Below are 12,778 nucleotides of genomic sequence, written 5' to 3' on the forward strand. Positions count from 1 at the left end.
TCGCTCATGTTTCGAATGGTCGCTTTCGTCAGCCTTGCAGCTCTTGCCTTGGCTGGGTGCGATAGTGGGGCAGGGGACGCTGCGCAAGAAAGCGCTGCTTCAACAGGGTCAAGCGAAGCTGCAGGCGCTGCGCCCCCGCCTCCTCAAATACCGGGCAAGATTGTGCGCGCGTTTGCCGGGACGCAGTTGCCAGATCTGACGTTCGAAGACGCTGAAGGCAACAACCTTGATCTTGCGGCGATTGACCAGCCCGTGCTCCTAAACCTTTGGGCGACATGGTGCGCGCCGTGCGTGATTGAAATGCCCACTTTGGACACACTTGCAGGCGAGCTGGATGGGGATGTCCGGGTAATCACTGTCAGCCAGGACGTACGCGGGGCCGAAGTGGTGGAGCCCTTCTTCGCCGATAAAGGCTTCAAGCGGCTCGAGCCATGGCTTGATCCCGATGCCGATCTGGCTGCTGAGTTCACCGATGCGGGACTGCTGCCCATTACCATACTGTTTGACGCAGAAGGCAAGGAATTGCTGAGGGTCGCGGGCGGATATGAGTGGGACTCCGAAGAAGCGATTGCGGCTGTGACGGAGGCTATTCAATCCTCGCAAAGCGCGGAGTAATCGGGCGGGCGAAGGCCTAGGGGAGCGAGCGGGAAGCCGAACAGTCCGCTCATCAACTGCGCCTGTATCTTCGATGCAGGCCAAACTTTGGACACGGGATACAGCAGCGAATCGCGCAGAGCCGGATGCCAAGTCGTGTCCGATTGGTAGAGCGGAGTGAACAGGGCGGTCACCCATTGATACAGCCACACATGATCGCTTCGCCAGCTGACAGCTAGGCGCAGTTTTTCGCGCAGAGTCCTACCTTCTGCCATACCTCGCGCGAGCGACCAGGCATCAAGCAGAGCCATATTCGCGCCCTGTCCCAATTGCGGGCTCGCTGAATGCCATGCATCGCCAATCGCGATCATCCGTTCAGCTGTTGATGGCTGCAAAGTGCGGTGTGCATAGCTTGCAAAGGTAAGCTGATCGCGGGACGTTATCCGCTCAAGCAGAACTTCTGTTTCGGGCCACAACGATCGAACCTCGTCCTTCCAATTGTCCAGCGGTGCATCTTTCCAATCGCGCAATTGGGAGCGTTTCAAGGACCAGAACATCGCAACTTCCGGCCCGACGCCGCCATTGCGCGATCCGATCGGTAGTACGCCCACCATTTGCCGCGCGCGGCGATAGCGCTGTTCTAGCATGTGGGAGTTGAAGGGATCGGAGGATTCGACCGGAATGTTCGTCCACAACGCGCCAAATTCGAGCGCCCCGCGATCAGGATCGTCAAAGACGGTCTGCCGCCCGCTCGCATCGACCAGCAAATCGCAATGCGGGGATTGCGTTCCATCGGCAAAGTTCAGTCGCCTGCCATCACTATCGATGACGCTTCCGGTTATTTCCTGCCCTGACACGATGGTGATTGAGCGAGCCTTGGCCGCTTCGTAAAGGACATCGAACAGGCTCGCGCGGTGGATGCCGATGCCAAATGCGCCCCGAAGCCCAAGCTTTGAGTAGGGCGCATCGAGCACCGCTTTGCCGTGTTCTTCCTCGCCATACAGGCCATCGACACGGGCTCCGCGTCGTGCAACTTCATGCGCAAGGCCGAGTTCTTCGAGAACGGCCATCCCGGTAGGCTGAAGCATCAGACCCGAGCCAACCGGAGAAGGATCTGCAAACTGATCGTAAATGGTGATCTGGTGGCCCTGCGCATCCAGCAAAAGCGCCGCGGCAAGACCTGCTGGTCCACATCCAGCAATCGCTATGTTGAGCGCGTCCATAGGCGGGCGTCTGGCCGATGCGCCGCACCGCGCCAAGCTCAATCCACGAGAGAGCCGTTGAAAACCATGGTTTTTCGAAAAAGAATGGTGGGCGATGACAGGCTCGAACTGCCGACCCTCTCGGTGTAAACGAGATGCTCTACCAACTGAGCTAATCGCCCGATCCGTGAACCGGAAGAGCGCTATCTAACGCCAAAAAGCACAAAATCAATCGCTGATTGCATTGCGCTTGGATGCAAATGCATTCGCAGGCTAAGGGCAAGGCCATGAAAGCGCCGCATCTCCTCGTCCTTGCTACTGGTGGAACCATTGCGGGAATCGCCGGATCGCCGACACGCCACGATTACCGCCCCGGCCAGATTGGGATCGAAGATTGGCTGGAACAGGTGCGAGGATTCGGGCTTGCCGCTGAATTGTCGGGCAAGCAGATCGCCAATATCGGTTCGGAGGATATGGGCGTGCCTATCTGGGCTGCGCTCCACGGCGAGATTGAGAAGGCGATGGCCGATCCTGCGATTGATGGCATTGTCATCACCCATGGCACTGATACGGCGGAGGAAACCGCGTTCCTGCTCGACCTGACGCTGCCTCCCAAGAAGCCCGTCGTGCTCGTTGGAGCCATGCGGCCAGCTGACGCGGTGGGCAGCGACGGGATGCGCAATTTTGTGAATGCGGTGCGGGTCGCGAGTGACCCCGATGCAGCCGGACGCGGCGTGCTGCTTGTGATGGGCGACCGCATCCTGGCAGCGCGCGATGCAAGGAAAGTGCGCACGCGCGGGACCGATGACGCATTTCGCGGCTTTCCGCGCGGTTCGGTGGGGATTGTAACGCCTGCTGCGCTCGAATGGTTCGGTAATCCATGGCGCGAAGGGGAGGGGGCGCGCTATGCTTTTCCCGATGCGCTGCCCGACGTGCCCATACTGTATGTCGGCGCAGGAATGCCCGCCACATCTGTTGCGCGGATTTGCGGATCAGACACAAAAGGGGTGGTCATTGCAGGGGCAGGGGAAGGCAATATGCCCGAGGCTGTCCGGCAGACGTTAAAAGAGCGAGCAGGCAGCGGCCTTGTTGTCGTACGCGCCAGCCGAGTGGATGAAGGCCTCGTTGACCGCGAACCCGAAGACGCGTCCAATCAATTTGTCGCCGCGCGCGCGCTCAACCCGCAAAAGGCGCGAATATTGCTCCAGGTTCTCATCGCTAATGGAGAAAGCGACCTGGACCACATCCAAGCCGCTTTCGATAATCCCTAGCTCCAAGGCGTGACGAGATATTTCTCACCGGTCTTCATCTGGCGGTAGTCCGAAATTGCGTCCTTCGTCAGCATGTCATGCAGGTTCACCTTCGCCTTGTAGCTTGAGGCGAACGTCGTCGTCAGATTCTGTTGCACGCGGGTGCGCATTTTGACGACGGTTTCCATGCCGACGCGTTGGAGGAATGGCGTCAGCAGCCAGCCCTGGACGCACCATTGCAGGCCATAGCTGGGTGTCAGCACGGTTGGGCTCAGATCGAGCCTCCCGTACATGTACATCTTCTTGTCCTGATTGGAGCCATAGCGCGAATATTCCTCCATCTGGCTGGCCGCGACCTGTTCCATCGCTTTCAAGACCTTATCGGTGTTCTGCCCGCCACCGATGGGGTCAAAACCCAAAAAGGCGCCCGTATCCGCGATCGCTGCGCGCAGGCTTTCACCATATCCCTTTTCAGATGAGTTCACGATATGCATGGCGCCGATTTCTCGCAGCAGATCGACGTGATCCTGACGGCGGACGATGTTCACGATCTTCATGCCATCTTCGAGGCATATCTTGTTGAGCATTTGGCCAAGGTTCGATGCAGCGGCGAGGTGGACGATTGCATCGTGGCCTTCCATTCGCGCGGTTTCGACAAAGCCTAAAGCTGTCATCGGGTTAACAAAGCTGGATGCGCCCGTTTCGCTGTCATGATCGCCCAGCGGCAGGCACATCATCGCATCGGCAATCGCATATTGACTAAAGGCATGGCCGGGCACGCAGGCAACGCGCTGACCCATCAGCGCCTTGGCCATATCGCTATCACCTGTGGCGACAACCGTGCCTGCCCCCTCATTCCCCGCTTCGAGCCGCTCACCATGGCGACCCTTTTGCCCTGTCAGGAAAGGCTCGGGCATTTGCGCGACGACTTTCCCGGGCGAATATTCAGCCGTTTCGAAATCCGCCGCGCTGGTGAGGATGGCCAAGTCCGATGGATTGATCGGTGCCGCCTCCATTTTGACAAGCACCTGATTGCCGGTTGGCTCTGGAAAGGTCTCCTCGACAACTTCCAGCGTGAGCGCCCCATCGGCTGTGAGCGTGGTGTAGAGTTTTTGTCCGGTGGTCGTCATGGCGGGTTCCTCTGAATTGATGTGCTCACTCGCTACCCCTGCAATCGCGCATTGGCCAGTGTGACGTTAGGGAAGGTCAATCAGGATAGATGGCTTCGACAAAGTAAAGCCCATGGGGCGGGGCGTTGAGGCCAAGTTCTGCTCGGTCTCGCGCTTCGAGAGCTGCGGCGATGCGGCTTTCTTCCCACGTGCCTCTCCCGACCAATTGCAGGCAGCCGACCATGGAACGCACCTGATGGTGAAGGAAGCTGCGGGCTTCGACATGGAATTGGATTTCTGGTCCGAACAGCGCTTCGGTTTCGACCACATCCAACCGGTCGAGCGTCTTCACCGGATCGCGCGCCTGGCACATGGTGGAGCGGAAAGTGGTGAAATCGTGCTGGCCGATAAAGCTGCGCGCGGCGCGCTGCATGGCTTCAATATCGAGTTCTGGCGCTACCTGCCATGCGCGGTTCTTCGCCAGGGCAAGCGGCGCGCGGCGATTTACGATGCGATAGAGGTATCGCCTGCCGATACAGGAAAAGCGCGAATGCCATTCCTCGCTAACGATTTCGCACGCATTCACACCGATTGGATTGGGCCTCAAATGCGCGTTCAAGGCTTCCATCAGCCGGAACGGCGCCATCTCTCGGCTCAGATCGATATGGCTGCGCATCGCCATGGCGTGAACACCGGTGTCCGTCCTGCCCGAGGAATGAAGCGTCACTTCCTCGCCGGTTATGCGGAACAGGGCCTCCTCTATCGCTTGCTGCACGCTTGGTCCGTGCTTCTGGCGCTGCAGGCCCTGAAACGGTGTCCCGTCGAATTCATATGTCAACGCATAGCGGGTCAAGCCAGCACCGTTCCTGCTTCGACCGGTCGACCTCGTAAGAAATCCGCACGATCCATTGCGGGTTTACCCGCGCGTTGGAGGCGGGTGGGGCGCAAAGCGCCGCTGCCACAGGCGATGGTGAGATCGTTTTCGAGCACTTCTCCTGCTCCACCTGACCCCTCTGCCAACTCAGCAAGCAGCACTTTCACCCGCTCGTCACCCAGTTCAAACCATGCGCCAGGAAACGGTGCCAAGCCTCTGATTTTACGCTCGATCACGTCCGCGCTTTCGCGCCAATCAATGCGCGCTTCGGCCTTGTCTATCTTGGGAGCGTAAGTGGAGGCGCCATCATCCTGCGCCACAGGCGGATAAGCGGAAAGGTTTTTCAGGACTTCAACCATCGCCTTTGCGCCCAGAACAGCCAGCTCCTCAACAAGCTCACCCGTCGTCTTGCGAGCGACAGGAGTGCGCACAACATGCAGCATCGGTCCGGTATCCAGCCCTGCCTCCATCTGCATGATCGTCACACCCGTTTCTTCATCCCCAGCCATCACCGCGCGGTGAATAGGCGCTGCCCCGCGCCAGCGCGGCAGGATAGAGGCGTGGATGTTGATGCAGCCATGTTTCGGCGCTTCGAGAACAGCGGGCCGCAGGATCAGACCATAGGCTGCGACCACCGCGACATCGGCATCAAGCGCGGCAAAAGCTGCTTCTTCCTCGGCTGGTTTCAGGCTTTTGGGGGTGCGCACTTCCAGTCCCAATTCTTCAGCTTTGGTGTGGACCGGCGATGGGCGCAGCTTCTTTCCTCGCCCCGATCGGCTGGGCGGCTGCGAATAGACGCAGGCAATTTCGTGCCCTGCTTCATGCAAAGCGATGAGCGCTGGAACGGCAAAACCCGGCGTTCCCATGAAAACTATGCGCATAAAGTGCCACCCGACGCTTTGTTACCAACGCGCCAGCCCCTATCTCTCACCCCATGGCATCGCAAGAGATTGAAGCCCTTTCACAAAGCCTCGCGCGGCTTCCGGGCCTTGGGCCGCGATCTGCGCGGCGGGCGGTGCTGTGGCTGGTGAAGAACCGCGATCATGCTTTGCCCGCTTTGCTTGAAGCGCTCGATGCCGTGTCTGAAACTCTCGTCGAATGCACCATTTGCGGCAATGTCGATACGTCAGACCCTTGCGGTATTTGCGCCGATCACCGGCGTGATCCGCGCTCGCTTTGCGTGGTGGAGGATGTGGCAGATGTCTGGGCGCTGGACCGCGCGCGGCTCTTCCAGGGGCGCTATCATGTGCTGGGAGGCAAACTGTCGGCGCTCGACGGCATCGGCCCAGAAGACCTCAACATTGCGAGCCTGTTGGATCGGGTAGCCGATGGCGCGGTTGATGAAGTGGTGCTCGCCATGAATGCCACACTCGAAGGGCAGACGACGGCTCATTATCTCGCCGAGCGGCTCGAAGAGCACAAGGTGAGGATTACTCAGCTGGCGCATGGCCTGCCCGTTGGCGGTGAACTCGACTATTTGGACGAAGGGACGCTTGCGCAGGCACTCAGAGCGAGGCGGCCTGTATAACTTCTGGGCTGCGCAGGGTTGCTGTGCATTGACGCGCCTACGGATTGATATGAATGATCCGCGAAGTTGTATTTTCGAGCCTTAGCGGCTTTACCGCCTGATATTCCTCGGAATTCCAGAAAGCATCGCGCGCTGCAGCGGATGGAAATTCAATCACCGCTATCCGTCCTTTGATAGATTCGCCTTCGATGGATTGCTTGGGCTGAAAGGGAGTGATGACAACTCGCCCGCCAAACCGGGTGAGGATCGGAAAAACCTGCCTTAGGTATTCGTTGTACGCGGCGACATCAGTGGCCGATATCTCAGACAGGATGTAGGCCTTTTCAGAAGATCCGGTCTCCGTATTCTCAACCGTTTGTGCATGCGCATTCGCATGGACGCCGCACACCAACAGCACTGCTGCTTGAACAATCCACATTTGCGGCATATCTCAATCTCCATGGCTATCCGAGAAATCCTTGAAGCACCTGATCCGCGGCTCAAGACCGTGTCTACGAATGTCGAACCACATGAGTTCAACGACGAATTGAAAACACTCGTCGATGACATGTTCGAAACTATGTACGACGCGCCCGGTATTGGCCTTGCCGCGATCCAGGTGGGCGTGCCCAAAAGGCTGCTCGTCATCGATTTGCAAGAACCCGATATGGATGCAGAGCCGATTGTCGAGGAATGCGATACAGGCTGCTGCGAGCCCAAAACCCGTCAGCCCGTGATCAACAATCCGCGCGTTTTCGTGAATCCGGTTATCGTTGATCCGGCAGATGAAATGTCGACCTATCAGGAAGGCTGCCTCTCAGTCCCTGAAATATTTGCCGATATCGATCGGCCGGCGACTTGCACCGTCAAATACCAGGACCTTGATGGCAGTCATCATGAAGAGGCAATGGAAGGCCTGATGGCAACGTGCCTCCAGCACGAGATGGACCATCTGGAAGGCATCCTGTTCATCGATCACCTTTCCCGATTGAAGCGGGGAATGGCGCTCAAAAAACTGAAGAAGCTGCGGCAGGCGGCATAAGCCGGGGAAATCCAACAAACCGCGCTTGTTCTTAATATGTTCCATGCTATGAAAGAGCATGGACAACTCATTTCTGCTCATCATCACCTTGATCGCCGGCCTTGTGTTCGGAGGAGGCGCGGCTTGGTTTTTTGCATCGCGTCCCGTGGCGGATTTGCGCGCGCGGCTCGATGCGCGTGAGGAGGAATTCAAGCGTGCCGCGGCGGAATTGGGCCATGCGCAGATTGAGCTTGCCTCTGCCAAAGAGAGGGCGGCGCGGGCTGATGGTCTTGCCGAGCAATTGGAAATGGCGCGCGAAGAACGCACGCAGCTTGCCGAAAAGCTGGTTGCTGTCGAGAGCCAGGCAGAAGAACGCGCGAAGGCATTTGCCGAACAAAAACGCGTTCTGATCGAAGCGCGCGAGGAATTGCTCAATCAATTCAAGGCGACGGGCGCTGAAGTTCTTCAAAAGAATCAGGAAGACTTTTTGCGCCGCGCCGAAGAGCGGTTCAAGCAATCAGAAGAAACCGGTGAGGCGAAGATCAAGGCTCTCCTTAATCCCGTGGGAGAGCGCTTACAAAAGTATGAAAAGCAGGTGGAAACGCTGGAAAAGCAGCGCGCGGATGCGTTTTCCAGCCTGAACCGTGAAATCCAACTGATGCGCCATTCGCAGGAAGAGGTCCGCAAAGAAGCGCAGCGCCTCGGAAACTCTTTGACGAATGCGCCCAAGGCGCGCGGGCGTTGGGGTGAGCAGCAGCTTAAAAACCTGCTCGAACAAGTTGGTCTTGCCCAGCACACTGACTTCGAACTCGAAACCTCCATTGATACCGAAGATGGTCGCCTCCGTCCCGATGCGATCGTGCGCATCCCTGGCGGAAAGGTGCTGGTGATTGACGCAAAAGTTTCGCTCAATGCCTATCAGGCGGCCTTTGAAGCCGATGAGGACGAGGCCCGTGATACAGCGCTTTCCGATCATGTCCGATCCATGCGCAACCATGTGCAGCAATTGGGCGCGAAATCTTATCAGTCGCAGTTCGAAGAAGCGCCCGATTATGTCGTAATGTTTGTGCCGGGTGAGCACTTCGTAGCAGCAGCTCTGGAAGCCGATCCAACTCTTTGGGATTTCGCGTTTGAGCGCCGCGTGCTGCTTGCCACTCCAACCAATCTGGTCGCCATCGCGCGCACGGTGGCGCAAGTCTGGCGGCAGGATGGCCTTGCCAAGGAAGCGCAAGAAATCGGCCGCATGGGCGCAGAATTATACGATCGCCTGGCAACCGCAGCAGAGCACTTGAAGCGCGTCGGCGGCGGGCTAGAGAGTGCGGTCAACAATTACAACAAGTTCGTCGGCAGCTTTGAACGCAACGTGCTGTCATCAGGCAAACGCCTTGCTGAGAAGGGCGTCGAGATCGGCAAGCGGGAGATCGATGATGTTCCGCTCGTCGAGAACACTCCGCGATACAATGCGGCCGATGCAGCTTTGGTGGACGATGAAGATCAGTCGGACCGTGAGGCATCCGAGACGTTTTTGCTGAATGAAGAGAAAGATGCAGCGGAGTAGGCCTGCCAGCATCTCTGCGGATTGCGAGCCGCTCAGATGAAGTTTTTAGCCCAGGCAAAAAAGCGCTCTTGCGATGCGCGGAGCGACTGCGTCGCTATCTCGTAGTCTGTTCGGTTTTGTTCGATATCTTTCATCATCCACTTTGCTTGATGATTTGAAAGCTCGTTGCTGATTTCGCTTTGTCGCGATCGGAATTCAGAAAACCGAGCGGGATCTGATCGCAAGTTTTGATCCGCACGCGCGAGATTTGAGATTGCAAGCATGTCATGCTGGAACTGACTGCGAAGCCGCACCAACTCCTTAAGATCAAGAGGCTTGCCGGGAGCCGTAGCTGAAACCAAAGCCTTCTGCGTCTGGGAAGCCTTGTCAATCGCTTGCGCGAGGGTGTCAGTCATGTCTTCCTCAATAAAGGTTGCGGAATGAGAGAATTTCGAACCTGATTAAGTGCAATGCGCGTTAGGTTAAAACGAAAAGTGCGTTTAATCTTCGTAAAGACGCACCGGATTCATTTAGCGAGTTTTGATGTGGGCAAGCACCTCATAAGCGAGCACGGCTCCTGCCACGGCAGCGTTAAGCGAATCCGCACGCCCTAGCATCGGCATCGTGACGCGGAGATCGCATTCGGCTTCGTATTGCTCTGGAAGGCCGCGGGATTCGTTGCCAACAAGGATAAAGCAGGGCGATTGATAAGGTGCTGCGCGATAGGGCACGGTATCGCGTAGGCTCGCTGCGACCAATTGTCCTTCGCCTCTCCGTAGCCAAGGCACGAATTCCTCCCAACGCGCCTGAGCAACAGTCTGGGTGAACACAGCGCCCATGCTTGCGCGCACCGCTTCGGCACTGAAAGGATCCGCGCAATCGTCTATCAGGATCAACCCGCCCGCGCCCACCGCATCGCCTGTGCGCAGCATCGTGCCAAGATTGCCTGGATCACGCAGGTCTTGGGCGACAAGCCAGATAGGCGCGGCAGCACGGTTAATTACGGCAAGTCCGGTTTCCCATTCCTCAAACACGCCAAGGACCGTCTGAGGATTGGATTTGCCGGTAATCTTGGTCAGGATGTCGGGAGTGGTGGTGATAATCTCTCCACCTGCGGCCAGTACTTCCCCTTCCAGTTTTTCGAGAAGGGGGTGCGGATCGCGCCCGCCCAATTCCGGAGCCGCCATCACCAATTCGCGCGGCAAGCGACCGCTCGTTCGCGCATCCTCAAGCAGACGCAGCCCTTCGACGAGGAATTGACCTGACCGTTTGCGATGCTTCTTGTCGCGTAACGACCGCCAGTGCTTGACGCGCGCATTGGAAAAACCGGTGATGTGGGATCGGGTCATGGAAATGGCTGGCGCTTACAGATTGGCGATGGCCGGGCTTTACTCTTCGCCAAACCCATCCTCAACCAGCGCGACGAGGCCGGCAAGGACGGTGTCCGCGCTTTCGCCCTCGACGATTAATTCGACATCGTGACCTTTTGCCGCGCCCAGCATCATTAGCCCAAGGATTGATCCGCCAGCCGCCTCAGTCCCATCTTTCGCAACCCTTACGGACACACCATCGGGTAGTTCTGCAACCGCGCCCACGAATTTCGCACTCGCCCGCGCGTGCAGACCTCGCTGATTGACGATGGTAACAGTCTGTTTGAGCGCGGTCATGGCAAGGCTCTCACCCTTTGCCGCCCGAGGCCCGCTCAGGCTCGGGTTCGCTGCTGTCGTCATTGCCGAGCAATTCACTTGCCACGGTGATGTAATTGCGCCCAGCGGTTTGCGCTGCCTCCACCGCTTCGATCACCGACATCGATTTGCGCGCCCCAGCCAAGCGGATCAGCATGGGCAGATTGATCCCAGCAATGACTTCAACGCGGCCCTTTTCGAGCAGTGAGATCGCGAGATTGGAAGGCGTGCCGCCAAACAAATCGGTGAGGATGATGGTTCCAGAGCCTCGATCAACGTCGGAAATCGCCTGCGCAATGTCCGCACGGCGCTCCTCCATATCGTCATTGGGGCCGATGCACACGGTCGCGACGGCCTCTTGAGCGCCAACGACATGTTCCATGGCTTCTACGAATTGCTCGGCAAGACGGCCATGCGTTACCAGGATCAGTCCGATCATGTGTGAAGTGAAATCCGTTATTACCCTGTCGATGCGGCTCAAAAGAGCGCGACACTTAATGTGGTTGGCATTTTCAGATCAACGGCTGTCGCGTTCGATTTCATCGGCAGCGCGCGAACTCAAATTGCGGTGGCGGACAGTGGGCGAAAAGCCTGCCTCGCGCAAGTCCTGGGCCATGCGTTCTGCCGTAAAGACTGAGCGATGTCTCCCTCCGGTACAGCCAAATGCAACGTGGACATACGCTTTTCCCTGGGCTTTGTAGCGGGGGAGCATATCAGTCAGAAGATCGCGGATTTGGCCAAAAACCTGCGCAAATGCCGGGTCGCTTTCAATGTGTTCGCCCACAGGTGCATCTTGTCCAGTAAGCTCGCGCAAGCCTTCGACCCAGTGCGGATTGTCGAGAAAACGCATGTCGAAAACGAGATCGGCGAGCGGCGGCATGCCTCTTGCAAATCCGAAACTCGAGATGGTGAGCGTCATTTCACCGGTTTCGTGATCCCCGAAGACATTGCGCACATGCTGCTGGAGTTCGTTCACCGATAGCGCGCTTGTATCCACCACCATGTCAGCCCAGCGGCGCAAGGGTTCGAGCAGCTCGCGCTCTGCTGCGATGCCGTCTTGGACGGGCCGACCTTGAGCCATAGGGTGCCGGCGGCGAGTTTCATTATAGCGACGCTCCAGTTCAGAGCCAGCGCAATCGATGAACATGAAGGTGACCGCGAGATCTTCACGCGTGGTGAGGTCTTTTACCAGATCGATGATGTCGGAAGGAACAAACCCGCGCGTGCGAGAATCAAAGCCAATTGCCATGGGCGTGCGCTGCGGGTTGGCCTGCTGCTCAGGTTTTGCAACCAGTCGTTTCAGAAGGCGGACCGGGAAATTGTCGATCGTTTCCCAGCCTAGGTCCTCGAGCACATCTAGCGCGGTGGATTTCCCTGCGCCCGAAAGGCCAGTGACGAGCAACAGGCGCTGCGGCCCATGCTGATCGCTTGCGACATTCGAGACGAGTGGCTGATCCATACCTTATCGTACGCGCTGGAGTTGTCCGAGCAAGTGCCAAATGCGTAGCATATGGTGAGGTAAATGCGCGGCAAGGCTCCCGCGAATGCGCAAGAAACAGCTAAATTCCGTGCATCTTGAGCGCCCATTCTGCTCTTTGAGCAGGCGCTGTGGGCCCAGCGATGAATGGTAGGACCGGGATTTGAACGCCCAGCATATCTCGTTCTTCAAGGCTTTCGGGCAGTCTTGGGCCCGCCATTCGCACTTCACTGGCGAGGCAGAGAATGAGGCTGACAGGGATATCTCCTGAGCTCTCGACCTTTGCAATTCCGACGCCACGAATTTCCAGCAAACCGTCAATATTGGGCGGAGGATGAGCCAGAAGTGGAGTTGCAGAGCTCCGAGACAACCTCACAGCATCATCACCAATAAGAACAGCCCCGCGATCAATCAGGGCTAAGGCGAGGGAGGACTTGCCCACGCCTGGCTGCCCTTCGATCAACAAAGCGCGGCCTTTGATCGCGACGCCGCTTCCTTCAAAGATGAGCTCTTGCTCCATTC

16 protein-coding genes and 1 tRNA gene are annotated in these 12,778 nt (G+C 57.8%); 5 read left to right on the top strand and 12 right to left on the bottom strand.

The annotated features are described in order from the left end of the window. Positions 1-6 precede the first annotated feature (6 nt). Positions 7-615 (top strand): TlpA disulfide reductase family protein, encoded by a 609-nt coding sequence (locus AUC45_RS14535; RefSeq protein WP_067604208.1) that lies wholly within the window; start codon positions 7-9, stop codon positions 613-615. On the opposite strand, the gene AUC45_RS14540 is transcribed toward AUC45_RS14535, so the two are convergent. Together AUC45_RS14540 and AUC45_RS14545 are read right to left on the bottom strand one after the other, a co-directional pair. Continuing rightward, positions 591-1,817 (bottom strand): NAD(P)/FAD-dependent oxidoreductase, encoded by a 1,227-nt coding sequence (locus AUC45_RS14540; RefSeq protein ID WP_067604210.1) that lies wholly within the window; start codon positions 1,815-1,817, stop codon positions 591-593. The genes AUC45_RS14535 and AUC45_RS14540 overlap by 25 nt on opposite strands. Before the next feature lie 85 nt (positions 1,818-1,902). After that, a tRNA-Val gene (locus tag AUC45_RS14545) sits at positions 1,903-1,978 on the bottom strand. A 105-nt stretch (positions 1,979-2,083) separates the two neighbouring features. Between AUC45_RS14545 and AUC45_RS14550 the strand changes: the two genes are divergently transcribed. Next, complete coding sequence (locus tag AUC45_RS14550; RefSeq protein ID WP_067604573.1) at positions 2,084-3,067, top strand: asparaginase; 984 nt, start codon at positions 2,084-2,086, stop codon at positions 3,065-3,067. On the opposite strand, the gene AUC45_RS14555 is transcribed toward AUC45_RS14550, so the two are convergent. From AUC45_RS14555 to fmt, 3 genes are all read right to left on the bottom strand, one after another. Next, positions 3,064-4,176 (bottom strand): zinc-binding dehydrogenase, encoded by a 1,113-nt coding sequence (locus tag AUC45_RS14555; RefSeq protein WP_067604212.1) that lies wholly within the window; start codon positions 4,174-4,176, stop codon positions 3,064-3,066. The two genes, AUC45_RS14550 and AUC45_RS14555, sit on opposite strands and share 4 nt — an antisense overlap. A 76-nt stretch (positions 4,177-4,252) precedes the next feature. Then, positions 4,253-5,008, bottom strand: coding sequence for a tRNA pseudouridine(38-40) synthase TruA (gene truA / locus AUC45_RS14560; RefSeq protein ID WP_067604214.1), 756 nt, complete (start codon positions 5,006-5,008; stop codon positions 4,253-4,255). Next, on the bottom strand, positions 5,005-5,910 hold the full coding sequence (fmt, locus tag AUC45_RS14565) for a methionyl-tRNA formyltransferase (protein ID WP_067604216.1): 906 nt from the start codon (positions 5,908-5,910) through the stop codon (positions 5,005-5,007). The genes truA and fmt overlap by 4 nt, the downstream gene beginning before the upstream one ends. 53 nt (positions 5,911-5,963) lie before the next feature. Between fmt and recR the strand changes: the two genes are divergently transcribed. Beyond that, positions 5,964-6,557 (top strand): recombination mediator RecR, encoded by a 594-nt coding sequence (recR, locus tag AUC45_RS14570; RefSeq protein WP_067604218.1) that lies wholly within the window; start codon positions 5,964-5,966, stop codon positions 6,555-6,557. Positions 6,558-6,594: 37 nt separating this feature from the next. Here the strand turns inward: recR and AUC45_RS14575 are convergent, their stop codons facing one another. Beyond that, positions 6,595-6,984 carry a DUF1330 domain-containing protein gene (locus AUC45_RS14575; RefSeq protein WP_067604220.1) on the bottom strand — a complete coding sequence of 130 codons (390 nt, stop codon included), beginning with the start codon at positions 6,982-6,984 and terminating at the stop codon, positions 6,595-6,597. Between the two features lie 12 nt (positions 6,985-6,996). Between AUC45_RS14575 and AUC45_RS14580 the strand changes: the two genes are divergently transcribed. After that, positions 6,997-7,578, top strand: coding sequence for a peptide deformylase (locus AUC45_RS14580; protein WP_067604222.1), 582 nt, complete (start codon positions 6,997-6,999; stop codon positions 7,576-7,578). 58 nt (positions 7,579-7,636) lie between these two features. Continuing rightward, positions 7,637-9,115: a DNA recombination protein RmuC gene (gene rmuC / locus AUC45_RS14585; protein ID WP_067604224.1), complete on the top strand. Its 1,479-nt coding sequence runs from the start codon at positions 7,637-7,639 to the stop codon at positions 9,113-9,115. A 32-nt stretch (positions 9,116-9,147) separates the two neighbouring features. On the opposite strand, the gene AUC45_RS14590 is transcribed toward rmuC, so the two are convergent. From AUC45_RS14590 to AUC45_RS14615, 6 genes are all read right to left on the bottom strand, one after another. Next, positions 9,148-9,510 carry a hypothetical protein gene (locus AUC45_RS14590; RefSeq protein ID WP_067604226.1) on the bottom strand — a complete coding sequence of 121 codons (363 nt, stop codon included), beginning with the start codon at positions 9,508-9,510 and terminating at the stop codon, positions 9,148-9,150. Positions 9,511-9,624: 114 nt separating this feature from the next. Beyond that, the gene (locus AUC45_RS14595) at positions 9,625-10,443 is read right to left on the bottom strand and encodes an RNA methyltransferase (protein ID WP_067604228.1); all 819 of its coding nucleotides are present in this window, start codon (positions 10,441-10,443) and stop codon (positions 9,625-9,627) included. A 39-nt stretch (positions 10,444-10,482) separates the two neighbouring features. Then, positions 10,483-10,761 carry an HPr family phosphocarrier protein gene (locus tag AUC45_RS14600; protein WP_067604229.1) on the bottom strand — a complete coding sequence of 93 codons (279 nt, stop codon included), beginning with the start codon at positions 10,759-10,761 and terminating at the stop codon, positions 10,483-10,485. Positions 10,762-10,771: 10 nt separating this feature from the next. Further along, positions 10,772-11,218, bottom strand: coding sequence for a PTS sugar transporter subunit IIA (locus AUC45_RS14605; protein ID WP_067604231.1), 447 nt, complete (start codon positions 11,216-11,218; stop codon positions 10,772-10,774). 78 nt (positions 11,219-11,296) lie between these two features. Beyond that, entirely contained in the window at positions 11,297-12,238 is a 942-nt protein-coding gene (gene rapZ, locus AUC45_RS14610; protein ID WP_067604233.1) for an RNase adapter RapZ, read from the bottom strand. 100 nt (positions 12,239-12,338) lie between these two features. Further along, positions 12,339-12,776, bottom strand: coding sequence for an HPr kinase/phosphorylase (locus AUC45_RS14615; RefSeq protein ID WP_067604235.1), 438 nt, complete (start codon positions 12,774-12,776; stop codon positions 12,339-12,341). Positions 12,777-12,778 lie beyond the last annotated feature (2 nt).

Source organism: Erythrobacter sp. YT30 (genome assembly GCF_001542875.1).
GTDB lineage: Bacteria > Pseudomonadota > Alphaproteobacteria > Sphingomonadales > Sphingomonadaceae > Erythrobacter.

Coding starts and splice junctions, on each gene's coding strand:
- AUC45_RS14535 (WP_067604208.1), top strand. CDS start 7: ATGTTTCGAATGGTCGCTTTCGTCAGCCTTGCAGCTCTTGCCTTGGCT.
- AUC45_RS14540 (WP_067604210.1), bottom strand. CDS start 1,817: ATGGACGCGCTCAACATAGCGATTGCTGGATGTGGACCAGCAGGTCTT.
- AUC45_RS14550 (WP_067604573.1), top strand. CDS start 2,084: ATGAAAGCGCCGCATCTCCTCGTCCTTGCTACTGGTGGAACCATTGCG.
- AUC45_RS14555 (WP_067604212.1), bottom strand. CDS start 4,176: ATGACGACCACCGGACAAAAACTCTACACCACGCTCACAGCCGATGGG.
- fmt (WP_067604216.1), bottom strand. CDS start 5,910: ATGCGCATAGTTTTCATGGGAACGCCGGGTTTTGCCGTTCCAGCGCTC.
- recR (WP_067604218.1), top strand. CDS start 5,964: ATGGCATCGCAAGAGATTGAAGCCCTTTCACAAAGCCTCGCGCGGCTT.
- AUC45_RS14575 (WP_067604220.1), bottom strand. CDS start 6,984: ATGCCGCAAATGTGGATTGTTCAAGCAGCAGTGCTGTTGGTGTGCGGC.
- AUC45_RS14580 (WP_067604222.1), top strand. CDS start 6,997: ATGGCTATCCGAGAAATCCTTGAAGCACCTGATCCGCGGCTCAAGACC.
- rmuC (WP_067604224.1), top strand. CDS start 7,637: ATGGACAACTCATTTCTGCTCATCATCACCTTGATCGCCGGCCTTGTG.
- AUC45_RS14590 (WP_067604226.1), bottom strand. CDS start 9,510: ATGACTGACACCCTCGCGCAAGCGATTGACAAGGCTTCCCAGACGCAG.
- AUC45_RS14595 (WP_067604228.1), bottom strand. CDS start 10,443: ATGACCCGATCCCACATCACCGGTTTTTCCAATGCGCGCGTCAAGCAC.
- AUC45_RS14600 (WP_067604229.1), bottom strand. CDS start 10,761: ATGACCGCGCTCAAACAGACTGTTACCATCGTCAATCAGCGAGGTCTG.
- AUC45_RS14605 (WP_067604231.1), bottom strand. CDS start 11,218: ATGATCGGACTGATCCTGGTAACGCATGGCCGTCTTGCCGAGCAATTC.
- rapZ (WP_067604233.1), bottom strand. CDS start 12,238: ATGGATCAGCCACTCGTCTCGAATGTCGCAAGCGATCAGCATGGGCCG.
- AUC45_RS14615 (WP_067604235.1), bottom strand. CDS start 12,776: ATGGAGCAAGAGCTCATCTTTGAAGGAAGCGGCGTCGCGATCAAAGGC.